The sequence below is a fragment of the Halopseudomonas sp. genome (genome assembly GCF_038130085.1).
Classification (GTDB): domain Bacteria; phylum Pseudomonadota; class Gammaproteobacteria; order Pseudomonadales; family Pseudomonadaceae; genus Halopseudomonas.
Map to the genome: position 1 here is coordinate 49,442 of NZ_JAYPMU010000015.1, position 21,221 is coordinate 70,662.

The 21,221-nt window shown below is 60.3% G+C and carries 20 protein-coding genes and 2 tRNA genes; 12 read left to right on the forward strand and 10 right to left on the reverse strand.

The features are described from left to right. The first annotated feature begins 4 nt into the window (after positions 1–4). Entirely contained in the window at positions 5–625 is a 621-nt protein-coding gene (gene bamD / locus AAFM31_RS12375) for an outer membrane protein assembly factor BamD (RefSeq protein ID WP_341708243.1), read from the forward strand. Positions 626–1,001: 376 nt separating this feature from the next. Here bamD and rdgC read toward each other — a convergent pair whose 3' ends face one another. Further along, a complete protein-coding gene (gene rdgC, locus AAFM31_RS12380; RefSeq protein WP_341708244.1) occupies positions 1,002–1,919 on the reverse strand; it encodes a recombination-associated protein RdgC in 918 nt (305 codons plus the stop codon). Positions 1,920–2,109: 190 nt separating this feature from the next. On the opposite strand from rdgC, the gene AAFM31_RS12385 reads away from it, so the two are divergent. The 3 genes from AAFM31_RS12385 to AAFM31_RS12395 all read left to right on the forward strand — a co-directional run bounded on the left by AAFM31_RS12385 (position 2,110) and on the right by AAFM31_RS12395 (position 3,132). After that, positions 2,110–2,185: transfer RNA gene (locus tag AAFM31_RS12385), tRNA-Val, on the forward strand. 15 nt (positions 2,186–2,200) lie between these two features. Further along, positions 2,201–2,277 (forward strand) — tRNA-Asp (locus tag AAFM31_RS12390). A 153-nt stretch (positions 2,278–2,430) separates the two neighbouring features. Then, positions 2,431–3,132 carry an FKBP-type peptidyl-prolyl cis-trans isomerase gene (locus AAFM31_RS12395; RefSeq protein ID WP_341708245.1) on the forward strand — a complete coding sequence of 234 codons (702 nt, stop codon included), beginning with the start codon at positions 2,431–2,433 and terminating at the stop codon, positions 3,130–3,132. 269 nt (positions 3,133–3,401) lie between these two features. Here the strand turns inward: AAFM31_RS12395 and AAFM31_RS12400 are convergent, their stop codons facing one another. From AAFM31_RS12400 to AAFM31_RS12410, 3 genes are all read right to left on the reverse strand, one after another. Beyond that, entirely contained in the window at positions 3,402–4,130 is a 729-nt protein-coding gene (locus AAFM31_RS12400) for a transporter substrate-binding domain-containing protein (protein ID WP_341708246.1), read from the reverse strand. Between the two features lie 49 nt (positions 4,131–4,179). Continuing rightward, complete coding sequence (locus tag AAFM31_RS12405) at positions 4,180–5,970, reverse strand: bifunctional diguanylate cyclase/phosphodiesterase (protein ID WP_341708247.1); 1,791 nt, start codon at positions 5,968–5,970, stop codon at positions 4,180–4,182. A 170-nt stretch (positions 5,971–6,140) separates the two neighbouring features. Then, positions 6,141–8,237, reverse strand: a complete 2,097-nt coding sequence (locus tag AAFM31_RS12410) for a carboxy terminal-processing peptidase (RefSeq protein WP_341708248.1) — start codon at positions 8,235–8,237, stop codon at positions 6,141–6,143. A gap of 106 nt (positions 8,238–8,343) precedes the next feature. Here AAFM31_RS12410 and AAFM31_RS12415 point away from each other — a divergent pair, with 106 nt between their 5' ends. After that, the gene (locus AAFM31_RS12415) at positions 8,344–9,288 is read left to right on the forward strand and encodes an NAD(P)H-quinone oxidoreductase (RefSeq protein ID WP_341708268.1); all 945 of its coding nucleotides are present in this window, start codon (positions 8,344–8,346) and stop codon (positions 9,286–9,288) included. Positions 9,289–9,351: 63 nt separating this feature from the next. On the opposite strand, the gene AAFM31_RS12420 is transcribed toward AAFM31_RS12415, so the two are convergent. The 5 genes from AAFM31_RS12420 to minC form a co-directional block, all read right to left on the reverse strand. Beyond that, on the reverse strand, positions 9,352–10,647 hold the full coding sequence (locus AAFM31_RS12420) for a M18 family aminopeptidase (RefSeq protein ID WP_341708249.1): 1,296 nt from the start codon (positions 10,645–10,647) through the stop codon (positions 9,352–9,354). A 35-nt stretch (positions 10,648–10,682) separates the two neighbouring features. Next, positions 10,683–11,318 (reverse strand): RluA family pseudouridine synthase, encoded by a 636-nt coding sequence (locus tag AAFM31_RS12425; protein WP_341708250.1) that lies wholly within the window; start codon positions 11,316–11,318, stop codon positions 10,683–10,685. Positions 11,319–11,360: 42 nt separating this feature from the next. Further along, positions 11,361–11,618: a cell division topological specificity factor MinE gene (gene minE, locus AAFM31_RS12430; protein WP_088276757.1), complete on the reverse strand. Its 258-nt coding sequence runs from the start codon at positions 11,616–11,618 to the stop codon at positions 11,361–11,363. Further along, positions 11,618–12,427 (reverse strand): septum site-determining protein MinD, encoded by an 810-nt coding sequence (minD, locus tag AAFM31_RS12435; protein ID WP_341708251.1) that lies wholly within the window; start codon positions 12,425–12,427, stop codon positions 11,618–11,620. Before minD ends, minE begins: the two co-directional genes overlap by 1 nt. A gap of 142 nt (positions 12,428–12,569) precedes the next feature. Further along, positions 12,570–13,346 carry a septum site-determining protein MinC gene (gene minC / locus AAFM31_RS12440; RefSeq protein ID WP_341708252.1) on the reverse strand — a complete coding sequence of 259 codons (777 nt, stop codon included), beginning with the start codon at positions 13,344–13,346 and terminating at the stop codon, positions 12,570–12,572. 209 nt (positions 13,347–13,555) lie between these two features. Between minC and AAFM31_RS12445 the strand changes: the two genes are divergently transcribed. Further along, positions 13,556–14,515 (forward strand): lipid A biosynthesis lauroyl acyltransferase, encoded by a 960-nt coding sequence (locus AAFM31_RS12445; protein WP_341708253.1) that lies wholly within the window; start codon positions 13,556–13,558, stop codon positions 14,513–14,515. Then, positions 14,515–15,696 carry a patatin-like phospholipase family protein gene (locus AAFM31_RS12450; RefSeq protein ID WP_341708254.1) on the forward strand — a complete coding sequence of 394 codons (1,182 nt, stop codon included), beginning with the start codon at positions 14,515–14,517 and terminating at the stop codon, positions 15,694–15,696. The genes AAFM31_RS12445 and AAFM31_RS12450 overlap by 1 nt, the downstream gene beginning before the upstream one ends. Here AAFM31_RS12450 and rapA read toward each other — a convergent pair whose 3' ends face one another. Then, positions 15,697–18,531, reverse strand: coding sequence for an RNA polymerase-associated protein RapA (gene rapA / locus AAFM31_RS12455; RefSeq protein ID WP_341708255.1), 2,835 nt, complete (start codon positions 18,529–18,531; stop codon positions 15,697–15,699). Between the two features lie 357 nt (positions 18,532–18,888). Here rapA and AAFM31_RS12460 point away from each other — a divergent pair, with 357 nt between their 5' ends. From AAFM31_RS12460 to AAFM31_RS12480, 5 genes are all read left to right on the forward strand, one after another. Further along, positions 18,889–19,038 carry a hypothetical protein gene (locus AAFM31_RS12460; protein ID WP_341708256.1) on the forward strand — a complete coding sequence of 50 codons (150 nt, stop codon included), beginning with the start codon at positions 18,889–18,891 and terminating at the stop codon, positions 19,036–19,038. 48 nt (positions 19,039–19,086) lie between these two features. Continuing rightward, a complete protein-coding gene (locus AAFM31_RS12465) occupies positions 19,087–19,263 on the forward strand; it encodes a hypothetical protein (protein ID WP_341708257.1) in 177 nt (58 codons plus the stop codon). 89 nt (positions 19,264–19,352) lie between these two features. Next, positions 19,353–19,469, forward strand: a complete 117-nt coding sequence (gene ccoM, locus AAFM31_RS12470) for a cytochrome c oxidase subunit CcoM (RefSeq protein ID WP_341708258.1) — start codon at positions 19,353–19,355, stop codon at positions 19,467–19,469. 60 nt (positions 19,470–19,529) lie between these two features. Then, positions 19,530–20,147, forward strand: a complete 618-nt coding sequence (locus AAFM31_RS12475; protein WP_341708259.1) for a tRNA-uridine aminocarboxypropyltransferase — start codon at positions 19,530–19,532, stop codon at positions 20,145–20,147. Between the two features lie 191 nt (positions 20,148–20,338). Then, positions 20,339–21,151 (forward strand): SDR family oxidoreductase, encoded by an 813-nt coding sequence (locus AAFM31_RS12480; protein ID WP_341708260.1) that lies wholly within the window; start codon positions 20,339–20,341, stop codon positions 21,149–21,151. Positions 21,152–21,221: the final 70 nt, after the last annotated feature.

Consider the following 21,221-nt stretch of genomic DNA (forward strand, 5'->3'; position numbering starts at 1 on the left):
AACGATGACAACAGGACGAATTGGCTGCTGTGTGTTGCTGGCGTTGACCTTGACCGGATGTGCGGGCAATCAGGTCAGGCAACAGCAACAGGACGCTGCACTAGCAGATGTACGTGCTCGCCTTGGCATGGGGCAGTGTGATCCTGCGCTGGCGGCGCAGGTGCGCGCGTTGGGCGATTCAGCGGTATTGCTGGAGGCTGCTTACCAGTGCCTGACACTCGCGCAGCTGGATACCGCTCAAAGTCTGCTGGATAGCTATCAGCTGCAGCAGGATATCGGCGAACGCGACTATGCGGCATATCTGGGGGCGTTGATCCCCTACGCTCGTTTCGAACTGGCAGAGGGTGATAGCGAGCTGCAACTGCAACTCGGGCGTGAGGCGCATGCAGCGCTGACAGGCTTTGTCAGAAGCTACCCACAGTCAGGATACCGCTCTGAGATGGTGCCGCGTGTGCAGGCGGTGCTGGAGGGGATGGCCAAGGCTGAATACAGCCTTGCCGTGCTGGATCAAGAACGTGGGCAACTGGAGCGCGCGCGCGCGCGAATGCGCTACCTGCAGCGCGGATACCCGCGCAGTGCCGCAGCCGCTGATGCAACAGCCTGGTTGCTTGACCATCAGGGTTAGTAAACCGCTTCGCTGTCACTTTCTTGGTTACTTATTTGAGGCTCTGGTGCGTTGAAATGGCGCACCAGAGTGCCCTTCATTCGCGTTGTCCGCCCCGTGATTGTGCACAACGGCAGCTCATCCTGTCATCAATTCGTCAAAAGCCGCTGTAAGTTACTGATATCTGGCGCCATATCGTAAGTTATTGATTTTTAAGGTAAAAAAATAGGTTAAAAAATAACCATTCTAAGGGGTGCCCCCATTTTATATACCTTGAGGCGACTTTTTTGCAGGCTGTCCACACAGTTATCCACAGGATTTGTGGATAGTTTGGTGGGAGCCCCGCGGGGTGGGGGTTGCCGCCCCGGAACCGGGACGGCAATGGCTGGGACAGGACTCAGATTCCCTGTGGAATGTCTTCACCGCCAAGTGCGCTAGTGACCGCTGGCAGCAGTTCGCTCAGGGTGCTGGCCATGATGGTGAAGCTGGCATCCATCTGGCTAAGCATGTCGTCGCCGCCGTTTTCCTCGGCTTCCTCGCGCAGCAGGTCTTCAAACTTGACGCGCTTGAGGGTCAGCTTGTCATCCAGCATGAACGACAGCTTTTCCTGCCACTGCAGCGCAAGCTGACTCACCTGCTTGCCAGCACTGAGATGCAGCTGGATCTCGTCGCTGGCCAGGTCCTGGCGCTTGCAGCGCACCACGCCGCCGTCTTCGCTGGTATCACGCAGCTCGCATTCGTCGCCGATCTGCAGTTGCTCGGGCGCCTGATTGTCCTTGACCCACTGGGTCATGCAGCTGGCCGGCGCTATCTTGACGTTAAGCGGGCGTACGGGCAGTGAGCCGGTACATTCGCGCAGCAGGCTCAGCAGGTCCTCTGCGCGTTTGTGGCTGGAGCTATCGACTGCGATCCAGCCCTCGGCGGGGCAGATACAGGCAAAGGTGGTCTGGGTGCGGGTGAAGGCGCGCGGCAGCAGGGACATGACAATTTCGTCCTTGAGGGTGTCGCGCTCTTTCTTGTAGACCTTGCGGGCGTCGCGGTTCTCGATTTCCTCGACTTTCTCGGCCAGCGCTTCCTTGACGACGCTGCCGGGGAGAATACGTTCCTCCTTGCGCATGGCGATAAGCCAATAGCCGTTGCTGACTTCAACGCGGTTTTCCGAATGACGTCCCCAGGGAGTGGTCCAGCCGAGGGTGTGGGTTTCCTGACTGGCGCAGGGGCGCGACGGCTTCTGCTCCAGGGCCTCGATCAGCTGAGATTCGCTGAAGGGGACGGGTTGACTGAAGCGGTAGATAAGCAGATTGCGAAACCACATGGGTACTGTCCTTCTGTTGCAGTGGGCAGGGCTGCCCGAGAAAACGGCCAATATTGCCCCAGCAGACCGCTAGCAGCCAGTGTTTCCGCGGCTTCGGAATAAGATATTGAAATAACCTAATTTTTTTTTGAAAAAGGTGTTGCCAGATCCGGAAAAGCTCCCTAGAATGCGCACCACTTCGAGAGCAAACGGGTGATTAGCTCAGCTGGGAGAGCATCTGCCTTACAAGCAGAGGGTCGGCGGTTCGATCCCGTCATCACCCACCACTCGAGAAGAATAGCGCAGCGGTAGTTCAGTTGGTTAGAATACCGGCCTGTCACGCCGGGGGTCGCGGGTTCGAGTCCCGTCCGCTGCGCCATTTCCCCCTCCTGCAGTACCTTCTGATTTACCCCATCAAAGTACAACTCAGTACTCGTTCACATTCATGTTTCTGCCGGTAGCCGGGCGTTTAAACCCCTGCTAAGCTGGCTGCTTCTTTTCGCCCGTAAAGGGCTTGTCTACTGAGGTAAGCATGAAGCGTAATCTGCTGGCAGTCAGCATTGCAGTCGGGGCTCTGGCTCTGGCCGGTTGTAACAAGGACGAACCGGAACTCACTACTCCTATCCAACAAGCTTCTTACGGCATCGGCCTGAACATGGGTCAGAGTCTGCTGCAAGACGGTCTTGGTGATATTGATCCACAAGCGCTGGCGCTTGGCCTGCAAGATGCCCTGGGCAGCCAGGAGCAGCGGGTTGGTGACGAAGAGCTGGCTAATGCCTTTAACGAGCTGCAGCAGCGCTCGCAGGAGCGTGCCGAAGCGCTGGCCAAGGAAGCGCTGGATGCCAACAAGCAGTATCTCGAAGAAAATGCTGCCAAAGAGGGTGTCACCTCTACTGCTTCCGGTCTGCAATATGAAGTAGTCACCAGCGGTGACGCCGAAGGCCCGCAACCGCAAGCCGACGATGTGGTGGTTGTTCATTACGAAGGTCGTCTGCTTGACGGCACCGTGTTCGACAGCTCCGTTCAGCGTGGTCAGCCTGCAGAGCTGCCAGTTGCTGGTGTGATTCCTGGTTGGGTTGAAGTCCTGCAGCTGATGCACGTTGGCGACAAGTGGACCGTCACCGTTCCGGCCGAATTGGCCTACGGCCCGCGCAGCCCAAGCCCGGTTATTCCGCCGAACTCCATTCTGGTGTTCGATATGGAGTTGGTCGGTATCAAGCCCCGCGAAGAGTAAGGGGTCGGTAACACGTCGGAATGCCCGGTGCAAGGCCTCCGGGCATTCCAGTGTTACCTTTATGCACATTCTTCGGTAACGCGCGTTGTTTACTTTCGGTTTTTTTTCTGATCCATTCTTCTCTTGCTAACTCGCTGAAAAAATTGAATTTTTTTCCTTGGTTAAAATGTGCGCTGTTTGTCTGGAGGCGCATGTAAACGGGCGTTTGAGCGAGTTTTCCTGATTTTCTTCACAGACTTATCCACAGATCCTGTGGGTAACCACAGGCGTCATTCATGCCGCCGTACAACCTCGTGAATGCGTCCTTGATCGAGCAGCTGGTGAATGGTGTCTATCAGCTGCGTCGCTTTATCCGTTTCCGGTCTCGCGGCACAGCGCATGTCGAAGTGCTCTATCTCCCAAGCGCTGATCTGAATCGCCGCGGTGCTGCTGAGCAGGTGATGTTGCAGCGGACGTCGCATTTCTACAGTCGCATCCAGGCGGCCCCGCTCGAGCATCTTGATCCGCGTTTCCATGTCACGCACGTCGTGGCGGGTAAGCTGACCGTTTGCAAACGCGTTGGTAAGAGATTCGCTGTAGTGATACCCGAGGGTGGTACCGATCAGTGATCCCTGGAGATCGTCCAGCTGTGCCGGCGCTCTGTCGGCCCGTCTGGTCGCTATTACGTCGGCGTCTTCGTACAGCACATCGCTCCAGTTGAGTTGTTCAGGGCGGCTGTGCCAGGAAGGCAGAGTGTTGCAGATGATATCGATGCGACCTTGTTCAAAGGCTTCGTCGATCCGGTTATTGGGCACTGCTGCAAAGTGCACAGGCTGCTTAACGGCGCCTGCAACCAGTTCGCCAAGATCGCGGGTCAGGCTTGATGCCAGGTCAGCACCGTCCATCGCCACATAGGGTGGCGGGTCTGATGGAGAATACCCCCAATTGATCGGCCCGGCCTGCAGGTCGGAGAGCCACAGCAAGGGCAGGATGCCGAGGCATCTAAGATTCGGCCTCACGACGTTACCTGTATTTTGATCCTACTAGAGCATAGATCATTGCGCGCATTTAGCTGCACAGGTTGAGGTGTCTGTCAGGCAGATCCTGGGTACCCGTGGGCAGGGCATGCACCACGAGGCTAAAGCCACGCTGCTTCTTGGCTTCGTGCTTTGCGCGTGATGCCAGTTCGGCCAGTCGACTCGGGTCGAACTGGCTTGCCTGGCTGCCCTCCAGGTGAAGGATGCCGATCGAGAGGTTCAGCAGATCGTGGCTGCGCCAGCGGCCATCACGGTCTGGCGCGGTGAAGCTGCTGCTTTGCAGATGTTCGGCTCGGTACAGCGTGCGGCAGAGTTGCTGAAAGCGGATGTCGAGGCGCTGAAGGCGGTCACGCCAGTCGCTGCTGCGCATGACGAGCATAAAGTCGTCACCGCCGATATGGCCGACGAAGTCGCAGCGTTGGTCGCAGAGTTCGCGCAGCAGTTGCGCCAAGCCAAGCAGGATCTCATCGCCCTTGCCGTAGCCGTACAGGTCGTTGAAGGGCTTGAAGTTGTCCAGGTCGATGTAGCACAGCTGGGCGTCGACTTCGCGCTCGAGCAGGCGCTGGAGGCACTGTTGGATCGGAATGTTGCCGGGTAGCAGCGTGAGCGGATTAGCGTGGCGTGCTTGCTGTAACTTCAGCTCGGTAATCTGGCGCAGTACGTCGATCCCCCGCCCAAGGCCCTTGTAGATGCCCTGGTCGACGATGATGAAGTCGTCCTCCAGCCGCTGGCGCGCGCGGCTGGTCAGCAGCCGGCTTACGCGCTGAAGGCTTTGGCGGATATCCACCATGAGGCAATCCGGGTCCATCAACTGGCGTATCGGTTTGCGACTGTAGATCTCTTGGGCGAACGGTTTAAGCATGGTCTGCGATAGCGCGTGGCGTTGTACCGCCCCGATCGGTCGTTGGTGCTCATCTACAACTGCCAGTGTATTCAAGGTGGGTTGCTGCTGAAAACAATCCAGTACTGCCTGGACTTTGGTGTTTTCCGGCACGCCTGGAATCGGCAGTAAGAGACTGTGAATCGGCGCGTCGTCGCTGTTGCCGGTTTGGCGCTGTCCAAGACTGGTACTCAGGCTGACGTCATCGGTACGAGGAGCACTGTCAGGGCGGCCCAGCAGGTAGCCCTGCACCCAGTCGATACCGATTTCTTCCAGTACAGCCAGTTCTTCCTGCTGCTCAATGCCTTCGGCAATCACGCAGGCGCGGGAGGCCTTCGCCATCTGCAGGATCGAGGTGACAAACTCGCGCTTGACCGGATCGCGGTGGATGCCGTCGACGAAGTGACGATCAATCTTTACGTACTCTGGCTGTAACTCAGACCACAGACGCAGACTGGAGTACCCGGCACCCAGGTCGTCCAGGGCAATCGAGAAGCCCATGTCGCGGTAGTGGTGCAGGGCGTTCTGCAATAACGTCAGGTCTTCGATGGGCGCCTGTTCTGTCAGCTCAATCACCACTCGGTCGGGCGATAGACCGTTGCGCTGCAGAATTTCGAGCGTTTGTCCGGGGTAATGCTGCTGTTCAAGCAGGCTTTCCGGCGAGACGTTGAGAAACAGCTTGCCCGGAAGGTTTTGGTTACAGAAGCGGCTGATGGCGCGATCGCGGCAGAGCATTTCCAGTTCGGTGAGGATGCCGTGATGGCGCGCAGCGGCGAACAGCGTCACTGGCGAGTGCAGTGGACTGTCAGATGGGCCACGACTGAGTGCTTCAAAGCCGACAATACGCTCTTCGAGCATCGATACGATCGGCTGAAACAGGCTGCTGACGGCGCCCCGATTAAGAATCGAGATCAGGGCCTGACGTTGTTCGGAAACGGTCATAGTGTATCCCAGGCAGATGGAAGTGGCCGTACCTGGCCGCCCGGGCGCGCGCTAGAGACGTTCGCGGGCATTCGTCCTGACCGCGAAAGTGTGTCACTTGGCTATTACAGAAGGGTTACAGCAGTGCATTCATCCGCCAGCGGCTGCTGGCGGATGAATGATAGGCAGGGTCAGTCTACCGTGGCGACCTGGTGCTCCAGCTGGAGAAGGTCGAGCAGGATGTGGCTGGTTTCAACCAGGAAGGCGTCATCCTCTGCCTTGTCCTCGTCTTCCTCGCTGTGCTCCGCATTGAGCAGCGGATCCTGATTCTCCAGGCTGGTCAGCGGCTCTTCACCGCGCGCGGTCAGGCGCTGATTTTCCAAAGCCAGCAAGCGCGCTTCATAGTCGTCCTGACGCTGCTTGCGTTTAACCTCATTGAGCGGCACGGTCAGCTGGGCTCGGACTTCGTCATCCAGGCTGATTCGGGCCAGGGTGTAGAGAAAGTCAGGGTCGTTGGCCGCGCGTGCCTCGTGCTGCTTTTGCAGCTGCGACATGAAAGGTTGCAGCTGGCTGCTGGCGCGGAAGCGGGCTGGCGCGATGGTATCCCAGGGCATGGCATGGGGCAGGGCGCTTTCGCCGATTTCCTTGCTGTCGAGCAGTGACGGGTAGCTGATATCCGGCACCACGCCGCGGTGTTGAGTGCTTTGGCCAGACACGCGGTAGAACTTCGCCAGCGTCAGTTTCAGTTCACCGTGGTTGAGCGGCTGAATGGACTGCACGGTGCCTTTGCCGAAGGTGGACTCGCCGATCACCAGCGCACGGCCGTAGTCCTGCATGGCGCCAGCGAAAATTTCCGAGGCAGAGGCTGACAGTCTGTTCACCAGGACGGCCAGTGGGCCGTTGTAGGCGATGCCTGCTTCCGGATCGTCCAGTTGTTGCACTTGCCCCTGGCTATCGCGCACTTGCACGGTAGGGCCCTGGTCGATGAACAGGCCGGTCAGCTCGGTCGCCTCCTGAAGGGAGCCGCCACCATTGTTGCGCAGATCGAGCACGACGCCATCGACGTTTTGTTTGCTCAGCTCGCCCAGCAGGCGCCGCACGTCTCGGGTGGTGCTGCGGTACTCTGGGTCGCCCTGGCGATAGGCTTTGAAGTCGATGTAGAAGCCGGGTACTTCGATTACGCCTATACGGTAGTCGTGTCCCTGCTCGTTGATTTCGATGATCGACGACTTGGCGGCCTGGTCTTCCAGTTTCACCGCCTCGCGGGTCAGGTTAACGATTTTGCTGGTCAGATCACCCGGTGGGTTGCTAGCCGGGATGACTTCAAGGCGCACCGGAGAGCCCTTGGGGCCACGGATCAGCTTGACGACTTCATCAAGCCGCCAGCCAACAACATCCACCATGTCGTCGTCACCCTGGGCAACACCGACGATCTTGTCGCTGGTAGCCAGCTGCTGGCTGCGCTGGGCCGGGCCAGCAGGTACCAGGCGAACAATCTTGGTGTACTCGTTGTCACTCTGCAGCACCGCACCGATGCCTTCGAGTGAAAGGCTCATGTTGATGTCGAAGTTCTCGGCATTTTCTGGCGAGAGATACTGGGTGTGAGGGTCGTACACCTGCGCCATGGCGTTGATGTAGTTCTGGAACAAGTCTTCAGCGCGGGTCTGGTTGATCCGGATCTGCTGGCCGCGGTAGCGCTTGCCCAGCAGCTCCTTGATGCTCTGCATGTCTTTTCCGGCCAACTTCAGACGCAGGACTTCATCTTTGACCTGGGCGCGCCAGAGCTGCTCAAGGGCTTTCTCGTTGCTCGCCCAAGGTGCCTCTTCGCGGTCGATCAGGATCTCCTGGTCGCTTGTGAAGTCGAGGCTGTCGAGTTTGTTGTCGACCAGATCAAGTGTGAAGCCGAGGCGCTGCTGTACGCGTTGCAGTTGGCGTTTGTGCATCGCAAAGCCAACGCTCAGGTCGCCGGCTTTGAGCAGATCATCAAACCGCAGGCGGTTGCCGGCGAAGGCGTCGATATCCTGCTGGGTAAACAGGCTGCGCTGCGGATCAAGCTGCTTGATGTAGGTGTCGTAAATCTGTGCGGACAGGGCGTCGTCCAGACGGATGCGGTTGTAGTGATGGCGCCGCAGTAATTCGACAGTATTCAGGCTGGCAATGACCTGGTCGCGGGTCGGCTGCAGTGAATCGAGGTCGAGGGCTTGATTCTGCTCGGCTGAGAGCACAGTGCCGCTGATGGTGAGCAGGGCAATGAGACAGGACTGGCGCAGGAGAGGGAAACCTTTCATCTGGGGTATCGTGTCCGGAGAGAGTATGCTTTTGGAGTTCCGACGGGAGCCTGGAGTTCCCGTATATGGCCACTATTGAATGAACTATGGAGGTAGCGTGAGAGGATTGCAAGCTGAGGGCGGGGAGCTGTCGTGGCAGGTCCAGCCCGCTGTGGAGCTGAAATCTGGCGAAGTTCGCGTTCGCGTCATGGCCGCCGGTTTGAACCGGGCAGACCTGTTGCAGAAGGCGGGTATGTACCCGCCGCCCGCTGGTGTGACCAGCGTTCTGGGGCTGGAGTGTGCCGGTGAGGTGATTGAGGTTGCCGAGGGTTCGCGCTGGCAGATCGGTGACCGGGTCTGTGCGTTGCTGGCAGGTGGCGGCATGGCTGAAGAGGTGGTGGTCGATCAGCGTCACTTGCTAGCCGTGCCGGATAACCTTAACTGGGCGGAAGCAGCCGCGATTCCGGAAGTGTTCAGCACTGCGTGGTTGAATGTGTTTGTGCTGGGTAATGCGCGTCCGGGTGAAAAGGTCCTGATTCACGCTGGGGCCAGCGGCGTTGGCACTGCAGCGATCCAGTTGTGCAAGGCGCAGGGCAACCCGTGCTGGGTTAGTGTCGGCAGTCAGGACAAGCTGGACGCCTGTGTTGAGCTGGGCGCCGAAGGTGGTGTTCTGCGCCAGGGCGGCATTGCCGCGCTAAGCGACTTCGGCCCCTTCAACGTGGCGCTGGATCCAGTGGGCGCTACCTACGCAGCCGATCATCTTGATCTGTTGGCGCTGGACGCGCGCTGGGTACTTATTGGTTTGATGGGCGGCCGTGATGCTTCGCTGGATCTGGCCAAGGTGCTGGCCAAGCGTATCAGCCTGATCGGCTCGACACTGCGCACCCGCGATGCGGAATTCAAGGCGACACTGTTGGCGGATATGGAGCAGCGTTTGATGCCGCAGTTCGCTTCCGGTGAGCTCAAGCCCATGGTAGCCAAGACCTTCGGCTTTGCCGATGCGGCTGCGGCGTTTGAAGAGTTGGCGCGTGATCAGGTCGTCGGTAAGGTGATTCTGGTACGCGAGGCCTGATTGCTGGCCTGATGTTGTTGCAGAAAAGCCCCATGCGCTCAGGCGCATGGGGCTTTTTTATGCTCAGATCAGTTGCGCGCTGTTGCAGAAGGCCGTCAGGACGGTGATCAGGTAGCCGGGATCGCGGCTGCCGGCCAGTTCGCGAATCGAGTGCATGGCGAAGGTTGGTGCGCCGATGTCGACGGTACGCACCCCCAGGCGACTTGCGGTGATGGGGCCGATGGTGCTGCCGCAGCCCATGTCGCTGCGCACTACGAACGCCTGCACTGGCACGCTCGCGCTGGCGCAGAGTTGGCGGAAGAATGCGGAGGTCTCGCTGTTGGTGGCGTAGCGCTGGTTGCTGTTGATCTTGATCACCGGGCCTGCGTTGAGCTTTGGGCCGTGATTCTCGTCATGCTTCATTGCGAAGTTCGGGTGCACGGCGTGGGCGTTATCGGCCGACACCAGCAGCGAACGCTGGATTAGTTGGATGCGCTCGGCATCGTCTGGCACTAGACGGCGCAGGACATCCTCAAGGAACGGGCCGTCGGCGCCGCAGCAGGAGGATGAGCCGATCTCTTCGTGGTCGGTACAAACCAGCAGACAGGGCTGCTGACCATCACTGTTGAGCAGCGCCTGCAGGCCGGCGTGGCAGGACAGCAGGTTGTCCAGGCGCGCGGCGCTGAAAAAGTCACCATCCAGGCCGATCTGTGCGGGCGGCTGGGTGTCGTAGAAACTCAGTTCATAGTCCAGCACCTCAACCTCGGTGCATTCCGGGTGCTGTTTGTGCAACTGCGCCGCGAGCAGGGCCCGCAAGTCGCGGCCGCCGTCCAGGCTGTGGGCGAGCACTGGTGGCATGTCGGTCTGCGGATTGATCGGCTGGCCGTCGTTGACGCCGCGGTTGAGGTGAATTGCCAGATTGGGAATCACAGCGACAGGGCGTTTGAAGTCGATTAGACGGCTGTCCAGTTTGCCATCGTTACGCCGGAAGGTAACCCGGCCAGCCAGCGACAGGTCGCGGTCGAACCAAGGGGCGAGCAGGGCGCCGCCATAGATTTCCACGCCAAGCTGCCAGAGGCCTTGCTGGTCCTTCTCCGGTTGCGGTTTGACTCGCAGACAGGGGCTGTCGGTGTGAGCGCCGATCAGACGCAGGCCGCGACTTGCCAGCGCGCCCTCGGCACCCAGCTGGAAGGCGATGATGGAGGAGTCGTTGCGGGTCACCAGATAGCGTCCGCCCGCCTTCAGCTGCCAGTTTGCGCGCTCGTCCAGGGCTTTGAACCCGGCGGCGAGCAGGCGCTCGCGCAGCGTGGTGGTGGCGTGGAAAGGGGTCGGTGAGCTGGCGATGAAGTCGGCCAGATCCTGAAGCTGTCGGTCCTGCATGAAGCTCTCCTGCAAGGTTGAATTCGGGCCCGCGATCAGAACGGGCAGGGGCTCTCAAAGGCCATGCGCTCGCCGGTTTCCGGGTGGCTGATGGTCAGCCTGGCTGCGTGCAGTGCAAGGCGCGGGCAGGCATCGAGCGCGGCACCTTCTGCATACAGACGATCACCCAGCAGCGGATGCCCGATGGCTAGCATATGCACGCGCAACTGGTGCGAGCGCCCGGTGATCGGCGTCAGCTCAACACGGCAATAGTCGGCATGGCGCTCAAGCACGCGCCAGAAGGTCTGTGCGTGCTTGCCCAGTTCATGGTCAACGATATGCCGTGGCTTGTTTGGCGGATCATAGCGCAGCGGCAGGTCGATATGGCCAGCGTCACCCTCTGGCTGCCCCCAGCACAGGGCGATGTAGGCTTTCTCGGTCTCACGGTCATGAAACTGGCGCGAGAGCTCGCGGTGGGCGTCGGGGTTGCGGGCAATTACCAGCAAACCGGAGGTCTCCCAGTCCAGGCGGTGGACGATGCGGGCTTCGGGGTAGCCGTTTTCCTGCAGGCGGGTGATCAGGCAGTCCTTGTTATCCTCGGCGCGGCCAGGGACGGACAGCAACAGCGTCGGCTTGTCGACGATCAGGAAGGTCGGGTCCTGATGAATGATGCCGATATGGGTCAGGGGCATGGGAAATCCGCGGTGCCGCCCGGGTGGACGGCACCGACTTGCTCAGGGGCGTTCGGGCAGGGTGATGTTGAGTTCAAGAATCGAGCAATCATCCTGATTGTCCAGCGCGACGTGTACCTGTTCGCGATCGATAGGAACGTACTTGCTGATGACATCGATGATTTCTTGCTGCAGCTGCGGCAGGTAGTCCGGCTGATTACGCTGGCCACGCTCGTGGGCAACGATGATCTGCAGGCGCTCCTTGGCGATCGACGCGGGCGTCGATTTCTTGCGATCGCGGAAATAATCGAAAATGCTCATTAACGCCCTCCGAACAGGCGCTGCAGCAGGCCCTTCTTCTGTGCTTCCAGGAAACGGTGCGGAATATCCTTGCCCAGCAGGCGCTCAACGGCGTCGCTGTAGGCCTGACCGGCATCGCTCTTGTCGTCCATGATGACCGGAATGCCCTGGTTGGATGCCTTGAGGACAGCCTGTGACTCAGGGATAACGCCCAGCAACGGGATGGACAGGATGTCTTCCACGTCTGCTACCGAGAGCATTTCGCCGTTTTCGACGCGCTCCGGGTTGTAGCGGGTCAGCAGCAGGTTTTCCTTGATCTTCTCACCGTTCTCGGCACGACGGGACTTGCTCGACAGCAGGCCCAGCATGCGGTCGGAGTCGCGTACGGAGGAGACTTCCGGGTTGGTAACAACGACGGCCTCGTCGGCGAAATACATCGCCAGGTGAGCACCTTTCTCGATGCCGGCCGGCGAGTCGCAAACGATGTAATCGAAGGTTTCTTTCAATTCGTTCAGTACGCGCTCGACGCCTTCAACGGTCAGCGCATCCTTATCACGGGTCTGGGACGCCGGCAGGATGAACAGGTTGTCGGAGCGCTTGTCCTTGATCAGGGTCTGATTCAAGTTGGAATCACCATTGATCAAATTAACGAAGTCGTAGACCACGCGGCGTTCACAGCCCATGATCAGGTCCAGATTGCGCAGGCCCACGTCGAAGTCGACGATAACGGTCTTGAAACCGCGCAGTGCCAGTCCGGTACCGATAGCGGCACTGGTGGTTGTTTTGCCCACCCCGCCTTTGCCTGATGTGACAACGATGACTTTTGCCAAAATGACCTTCCTGTCGAAATTGTCTGGATAGTGGAGCGCACCGGACGCGTATGGTTCCCGGTGCGGCTATAAGAATGTGGCTACGGCGGAACTCGGTCACAGACCAGAGAAAAAGGGCCCCCGAATGGCTGGACAGTATCTGTTAAAGCCCGGCTATCTTCAAGCTGTCACCCTCCAGACTGATCTGCACGGCTTCCTTCCATTGTTGCTTGCGCAGATCTTCCGCCACCTTGTACTGCCCGGCGATGGAAACAAGCTCGGCTTCTAGGCTTTGGCAGAAAATTCTTGCGTCCTGATTACCCTGTACACCTGCTAGTGCGCGGCCGCGAAGTGGCCCGTAAACATGGATGTGGCCGTCGGCGAGCAGCTCGGCTCCAGCGCTGACAGGCGCCATGACGATCAGATCGCCGCCGCGGGCATAGATCTGTTGGCCGCCGCGTACCGGTTCGGTGACGATCTTGCCAACGGTGGCTGGCGCCGGCGCGGGTGCCGGGGTGGGTGCTTCGACAGCGGGAGCCGGCGCAGGCTTGGGTTGCGGCGCAGGCTCGGCGGCCACCGGCTCGATACTGCGCTCACGCTGACGGCCGGGTGGCAGCAGTACCATCGCGGCGCTTTGGGCCAGCTCACGAAACTCTTCGCTGCCGCGCAGCGCCACGGGTTGCAGGCCGTTATCGCGGCAGATGTTCAGCAGATGGCGCAGGGTGAGGTCGGTCAGGGTTTCACTCAGCTTGTCGAGTGCGATGACCACCGGGGTATCGACGAAAAAATTCGGCGCCTGCTCGACTTTCTCCGCCAGTTGCCGGGCAAACTGGTCCGGGGCCAGGCGAATCAGCTCGACCAGCGTCATCGTCAGCATGCCACCTTTGAGGTGGAATACCGGGTCGTTGTCGAGCAGGTCGAGGGTGGTGTCAGCAGTCATGGGCAATCCAGTTCACAATGATAGGTAGCGCGTTGGCAGGGCGATTTGCCTGCTTGGCTGTTCTGCGCTTCCTTATATAGAAGGGCCCGGTCGATCGCAAGCCGCAGGCGGCGTGATCCGATGCCGTTTCGCGCGGGGAGAGGAAACCCGGCTGGCGATCACGGCGGTTCAGGCCATAGAATGTCGGTTTTCGCTGAGTGGACCTTTTGATGGAACGTCCGGGTTTTTCTGCCGCCTTGCTGCACCCACGCTACTGGTTGCTCTGGATGGGGCTTGGGCTGCTGTGGCTGGTTATTCAGTTGCCATACCGCTGGCTGCTCGGTTTGGGGCGTCTGGTGGGATGGGGCATGTTCCTCTTGATGGCTGATCGTCGCGAGGTTGCTCGCACCAATCTGGCCTTATGCTTCCCAGAGATGTCGGAGGTCGCGCGCGAGCGCCTGCTGCGTGAAAACTTCGCGTCTAACGGCATTGCCTTGTTTGAAATGGCTATGGCCTGGTGGTGGCCGCGCAAGCGCCTGGCAAAACTGGCACATATTGAGGGGTTGGAGCATCTCACCGAGGCGGCTGCTGCCGGCAAGGGTGTGGTGCTGATGTCGTTGCACTTCACCACATTGGAGATTGGTGCGGCGCTGTTGAGTCAGGCAGTCACCATCGACGGTATGTACCGCGAGCATCGCAACGCTGCCTTCGATTTTGTCCAGCGCCGCGGACGCGAGCGGCATAACCTTGATGCCAAGGCGGTGGAGCGCGAGGACGTGCGTAGCATGATGCGCTCGCTGCGCAGTGGCAGGGCGATCTGGTACGCACCGGACCAGGATTACGGCCGCAAGGCCAGCGTGTTTGTGCCGCTGTTTGGCGTTGAGGCGGCAACCGTGACCGCGACCAGCACCTTCGCTCGTTTGGGTAAGGCGCTGGTGGTCCCGTTCACCCAGCGCAGGCTGCCGGATGGCAAGGGTTATCAGTTGACAGTGCACCCGGCCCTGACCGACTTCCCCGGTGAAAGCGAAACCGCGGATGCGTTACGCATCAATCAATGGGTCGAGCAGGCAGTAAGTCAGCAGCCCGAGCAATACATGTGGGTGCATCGTCGCTTCAAGACCCGCCCGGAAGGGCAGAGCCGGCCTTATGCCAAACGGCGTCGGCGCAAGCGTCGGGCGCGGCGCGGTTGATGAGCGAGCACCTCGGTGGTGACTGTGCCGGGCTGATCCTGTCTGGAGGCGGTGCCCGGGCGGCCTATCAGGTCGGCGTGCTGTCGGTGATTGCCGAGCTGCTTCCCGAGGGCTCACCTAACCCCTTTCCGGTGATCTGCGGCACGTCTGCCGGTGCCATCAATGCCCTGGCGCTGGCGACCCACACGCGCCACTTTGCCGCGGGGGTAAAGCAGCTCGAAACCGTCTGGTCCGAGTTTCACTGCGATCAGGTGTATCGCACTGACTGGCCCGGTGTGACGGCTCAAGCCTGGCGTTGGGTCAAAGCCAATCTGCTCGGCTTCCCGAGCAAGCAACCTACGGCCTTGCTGGATAACGCACCGCTGCGCGCATTACTGCAGCGCACCATGCACTTTGGTCAGATAGATGAAGCGCTGCAGTCCGGACTGCTGCATGCGGTGGCCGTGAGTGCCTTTGGCTATCAATCGGCCGAGTCGGTCAATTTCTATCAGGGGCGGGAGCGGATCGCGCCATGGTCGCGGCACCGGCGGGTTGGGGTGCAGACTCGGCTCGGTCTGGATCATTTGATGGCGTCGTCTGCGATTCCGCTGGTGTTTCCGCCGGTGCTGCTCAACCGTGAGTGGTTTGGTGATGGCGCCGTGCGTCAGCAGGCACCGGTCAGTCCGGCACTGCACCTGGGTGCCAACAAGGTGTTGGTGGTCGGTGTTTCGGATAATCTCGCCGATCCACCCGGCGGGCGTCGCGGGCCGCGTCTGCGCGCCGCTGCTCCGCCAACTCTGGCGCAGATTGGTGGTCATCTGCTCAGCAGTACGTTCGTCGATAACCTTGAGGCAGATGTGGAGTTGCTGGACCGGATGAATCGGCTGGCCGGCTACCTGCCGAGTGCGGCGAGGCAGTCTGCCAGAGGGGTGCGTCAGGTCGATGTGCAGATCATCTCCCCAAGCGAGCCGCTGGATATTATCGCGGCGCGGCATCGGAAGTTGCTGCCGCGCACGCTACGCACCTTTCTGCGGGGCAGCGGGGCAACCCGGGCGTCGGGCGGCAGCGTTGTTAGTTATCTGCTGTTCGAGGCCGACTACACCCGCGAGCTGATCGAGTTGGGCCGGCGTGACGCCACCGCGCAGCGCGAAGCGCTGCAACGATTCCTTGGCTTGCTGTGTCTGGTGCCGAGCGCGTCCTGATCAGCCGGCAACCAGTACGCGAATCGCATCGAGGCGCAGTTTGGCTTGCTGCAACAGGTGGTCGCCCTCACGCAGGCGCTGTTCCTGTGCGGCAATCTCTTCGTCGCGCACCAGCGGGTTGACCAGCTGCAGCGCCTTCAGACGTTCGATTTCTTCCTGCAGCTCGCTGCTGAGCTGGGCACGGGCGTTGTCTACCAGTTGCTGATGTTCGGCTGCGGCCGCGGCCTCGCCCTTGCTGAGTAGTGCTTCAATCGGATCGCGCTGGGTCTTGGCGATCTTGACTGCCAGCTGGCGTGGCAGTGATTCAACCTGCGAATCCAGCGTGTCGAAGCTGACCTTGCTGGCCAGGTTGTTGCCGCTGATGTCGAGCAGGCAGCGAATGGGTGTCGGTGGCAGCACACGTTGCAGCTGCAGAGCGCGCGGCGCAACTGCTTCACAGACGTAGATGCACTCAAGCAGCATGGTGCCCGGCTTGAGTGCCTTGTTCTTGAGCAGCCCCACGGCGCTGTTGCCCATACTGCCGGACAGCACCAGATCCATCCCACCCTGCAGCATCGGGTGTTCCCAGGTCAGGAATTGCATGTCTTCGCGCGACAGTGCGGTGTCGCGGTCATAGGTGACCGTGACCCCCTCGTCGTTACCCAGCGGGAAGCCTGCGTCGAGCATGCGCTCGCCCGGACGCAGAATCAGTGCGTTGTCGGAATGGTCCTCGCTGTCGACGCCAAATACATCGAACAGGCGCTCCATGTAGATTGGCAGCTGGAAGTCGCTGTCCTGCTTAGCGATGGTTTCCAGCATCTGCTCGGAGTCCTGATGGCCGCGCGAGTGCAGTTCAAGCAAGCGGTCACGGCCGTTGTGCATTTCCTCTTCCAGCGCCAGACGACTGTTGCGGGCACGCTCCAGCAGGTCGTTCCAGCCGTCTTGCTGCGGGTGGTCGAGGTGCTGCAACAGCTCGCTGCCAAACCGGTGCTGCAGCGCGTTGCCGGTCGGGCAGGTCGCGCGGAATGCGTTCAGCGCGCTGTCGTACCACTCGACCAGGTGGGCTTGAGCAGTGCCTTCCAGATAGGGCACGTGCAACTGAATGGTGTGCTGTTGGCCGATGCGGTCGAGACGGCCGATACGCTGTTCGAGCAGGTCCGGGTGGCTCGGCAGGTCGAACATCACCAAGTGGTGAGCGAACTGGAAGTTGCGCCCCTCGCTGCCGATTTCCGAGCAGATCAGCACCTGAGCGCCGAACTCTTCGTCGGCGAAGAAAGCCGCCGCGCGGTCGCGCTCGACGATGCTCATACCTTCATGAAACACCGTGGCGGGCGTGCCGCTGCGTACGCGCAGGGCGTCTTCCAGGTCCAGCGCGGTTTCAGCGTGGGCGCAGATGACCAGCACCTTGTTGCGCTTGAGCAGCTTGAGGGTGTCGATCAGCCATTCCACGCGCGGGTCTGCCTGCCACCAGGCTGGCTCGCCACCTTCGGCCTGCAGAGCCTGCTCAGGATAGAGCGCAGCCTGACCTTCCAGGTCTTGGTATTGCTCGGGGCAGGGTAGCGGGTAGGCATGCAGCTGGCGCTCCGGGAAGCCGGAAATCGCCGCGCGGGTGTTGCGATACAGCACGCGGCCGGTGCCGTGACGGTCCAGCAGTTGGCGGATCAGGCTCTCGCGTGCGGCAGCGGCTTCGTCGCCGCCTTTGGCTGCGCTATCGAGCAGGCTGGTGGCGCTGGCGCCAAGCCAGCCGGTGATGGCGGCGATGTCCTCGGCACTCAGCGTGTCCTGTTCGAGCAGATGCTGTACCGCCTCGGCGACTGGCTGGTAGCGCTCGGTTTCCTTGATGAACTCTTCCAGACTGTGGAAGCGGTCCGGATCGAGCAGGCGCAGGCGGGCAAAGTGGCTGGCCTGGCCCAGCTGTTCCGGGGTGGCGGTCAGCAGCAGGACCGCAGGGGTGCGGCGGGCAAGGCCCTCGACCAGGACGTATTCTTCGCTGGGCTGCTCTTCATGCCAGACCAGGTGGTGCGCTTCGTCGACGATCAGCATGTCCCAGTCGGACTGGTCGAGGTAGTCGCGGGCTTTGTCATTCTCCAGCAGGAACTCCAAGGCAACCAAGGCCAACTGGGCCTCTTCAAACGGGTTGCTCTCGGCGCCATTGCAACGGTCGGCGTTGAACAGGGCGAATTCCAGATTGAAGCGGCGACGCATCTCGACCAGCCACTGGTGTTGCAGGTTCTCCGGAACCACGATGAGCACGCGGCGAATGCGGCCGGTTTGCAGCTGGCGATGGAGGATCAGGCCAGCCTCGATGGTTTTGCCCAGACCCACTTCGTCAGCCAGCAGAACCCGCGGGGCCATGCGATCGGCAACATCGCGGGCGATGTGCAACTGGTGGCCGATGGGCTGAGTGCGAACGCCAGCCAGACCGAGCAGCGGCGAGCGCTGAATGCGGCAGTAGTGGCGCAGGCTCTCGAAACGCAGGCTGAACCAGGGCAGAGGATCGATCTGGCTGGCGAACAGGCGGTCGCTGGCCAGGCGAAATTGAATGAAGTTGTCGAGCATGGTCTCGGCGAAGGCAGCAGGTGTGCCATCTTCGCGCAGGCCGGCATAGGCCAGCAGGCCTTCTTCCTCGACTACATCGCTGACTATCATGCTCCAGCCTTCGTGGTGGGTGATGCTGTCACCGGGGCTGAAGCGCACACGAGTCAGTGGCGCGTTGCGCAGTGCATAGTGGCGGGTTTCGCCGCTGGCTGGGAATAGTATGACCACCAGGCGGGCGTCCTGTGACAGTACCGTACCGAGTCCCAGTTCCGCTTCGCTGTCGCTGACCCAGCGCTGTCCGGGGGTAAAACCTGTCATGCCGCTCTCCTGGTGGTGCAAAAAAAGGGCGCACATCTTACCCGATCGGCCTGCTGCTCGAAACCGCGGTGTTGCCGGACGTTGGCTGATCCCGGTAACGTCGTTTGGTTAAAAATTGTTCATTTTTGTGCGTTATGACACAGTGCAGTGGTAAAGGCATCGGGTTTGCTGTCGATATTAGTGTAGTCACCAGGGTTTTCGCGGGGGGAAATCCATGCACAACGACACGAGGTCACGTCAGTCATGCTGATTCCGGGGTTGCCACCAGCGGGTTCTCAGAATGATGCAGTCAAAGTTTCGCGGGAGGTAAAGCCTGCGGCTGCGACTGAGCCTGTGCATGAGGCTGGAGTGCAGCAGGTGGACCGTCGCAGACGCGATAATGGACATTGGCCCGAGCGCCGGCGCGGTCGCCGCCGGGTGCATACACGTCAGGAGCAGCCGCCACAGGAGCGGGAAGCGGAGCTGGATCTGCCGCGCAAGGGGCTGCTGGTTGACATTGAAGTCTGAGAGGGTGCTAGTCTGACGTCACCCGTTGGCGTTGTTGAAGGTTGTGTGATGGCAGAAAAGACAGATTCCCCTGATGTGATCGACTTCGCTGAAGCCCGCCGCCAGCGTATCCACGATATCCACGACGCTCGCCTTGAGGCTATGCGCGCCGCCTTTACCCGCGCCCTGCCATTACCTTCCAAGCCCGCTGCCAAAAAACGCAAGAAAACTAAGAAGCCCCGTTGAGCGCTATGGCGCCTGCTATTGATCAGCGTCAATAACCCTGGTTCCGGTTAGGCATAACCTGCAGTCATTGATAACGCAGGAGGTGCCTTATGTACGTTGATGAAGTTGTCATCGCTGGTGTGATTACTGTGGGTCTGATGGTTGCCTTTCTGGGCGGTGTCGGTCTGTTCATCTGGCGCGACGCGCACAAGAAGAAAAATCAGTAATCGGTTCTGATCTGCTGTATGGGGCATAATGGCCTGCCGTAGCGCGCTCGGTAGCCCGGAATGCCCCAAGCCTCTTCTCGCCAGCGTTGTGCTGACTGTTTTCGTCCGCTCAGTCACTGCCTGTGCCACCTGATTCCCAAACTCTGGCCTGATACTCAGGTGCTGGTCATTCAGCACCCCGATGAGTCATCGCACGCCTTGAATACGGCGCGCTTGCTGGTGCGCGGGCTGGTCAACGCCCATCTGCTGGTCACCGAGTCGCTGGATGAGCACCCTGAGTGGGTGGCGCGTTTGACCGATGTCGGTTGGCGCAACGAGCTGCTTTTTCCAGGGCCGGGCGCTGCTCAGCTGGCGCCTGAGGCAGATCATCGGCCCCGTCGTCTGGTACTGCTTGACGGCACATGGCGCAAGGCGCGCAAGTTGCTCTATCTCAATCCGGTGTTGCAGGCCTTGCCACAGGTCCGACTTGCCGGCGGGCTGGTAAGCCGATACCGCATTCGCAAGGTGCCGGAGGTCGGTGCGCTGTCTACCATCGAAGCTGGCGCCGAAGCTCTTGCTGTTCTGCATCCGGGGTTCGCGCGTGAGCAGTTGTTGGCACCGTTTGACGCGCTGATTGAGGGGCAGATTCAGGCCATGGGGCAGCGGCGTTATCAGCGTAACTATCAGAACAAGCCTTAGACTGCGGATGGCCTCAGCGCCAGCGTGATTGGTGCACGGCTAGAGCCTTTCATTCACGACTTTTATTATCGGCGTTATTTGCCGCGCAACCCCGGCGCGCTCGCTAGACTGCCAGCTACAGACTTACAGTCCGTAACAAAACAACAAGAAAAGCCGTATCAGCACTGTCTGGCGACAGGTAAGGGGAAAACATGCAAACAACAGGACAGCGCGTCGTGATCACTGGCGCCGGTAGCGGCCTTGGTCGCGAACTGGCCTTGCGCTACGCACGCGAGGGCGCCCGACTGGCACTCGCCGATATCAACGATGCCGGGCTGGAAGAAACACGTCGGATGGCAACTGCCGCCGGTGGCTGGGCCTTCACCCAGCGCTGCGACGTGCGTGACTTCAGTCAATTGGCTGCTCTGGAACAGAGCTGTGAAGAGCGGATGCAAGGTGTTGATGTCTTGATCAATAACGCAGGCATTGCGTCTGGTGGCATGTTCTGGGATTTGTCGCTTGAGGACTGGGACTCGCAGATCTGTATCAACCTGATGGGCGTGGTCAAAGGCTGCAAGGCGTTTATGCCGGTGTTCATGAAGCAGGGCGGTGGCCGGATCATCAACATCGCGTCGATGGCGGCGATCATTCAGACGCCGGGCATGAGTAACTACAATGTGGCGAAGGCCGGTGTCGTCGCGCTTTCTGAAAGCCTGCTGGCTGAGTTGCAGCCACTCGGGATCAAGGTCAATGTGGTTTGTCCGTCGTTTTTTCAGACCAACCTGCTGGAGTCCTACCACGGCCCGGACAGCAAGGCGCGCGACGATATGGCCAAGCTGCTGCAGAACTCGCCCATCAGTGCGGCGGACGTGGCAGACACTATCTACCGTGAAAGCGAAGCTGATCAGTTCATGATTCTGCCGCATGAGCGCGGCCGTCTCGCTGCAGAGCAGAAGCGGGCTGATCCGCAAGTTATCTACGACGAGATGTTCAAGCTGGCAGCCAAGCGTCTGCAGGCCAGTTGACGGCACATTTTTTCGTCCTGTTTGCCAGCAGCTGAGCGCATGTTTGCCGGCTGCTGGTGACTGTTCGCCG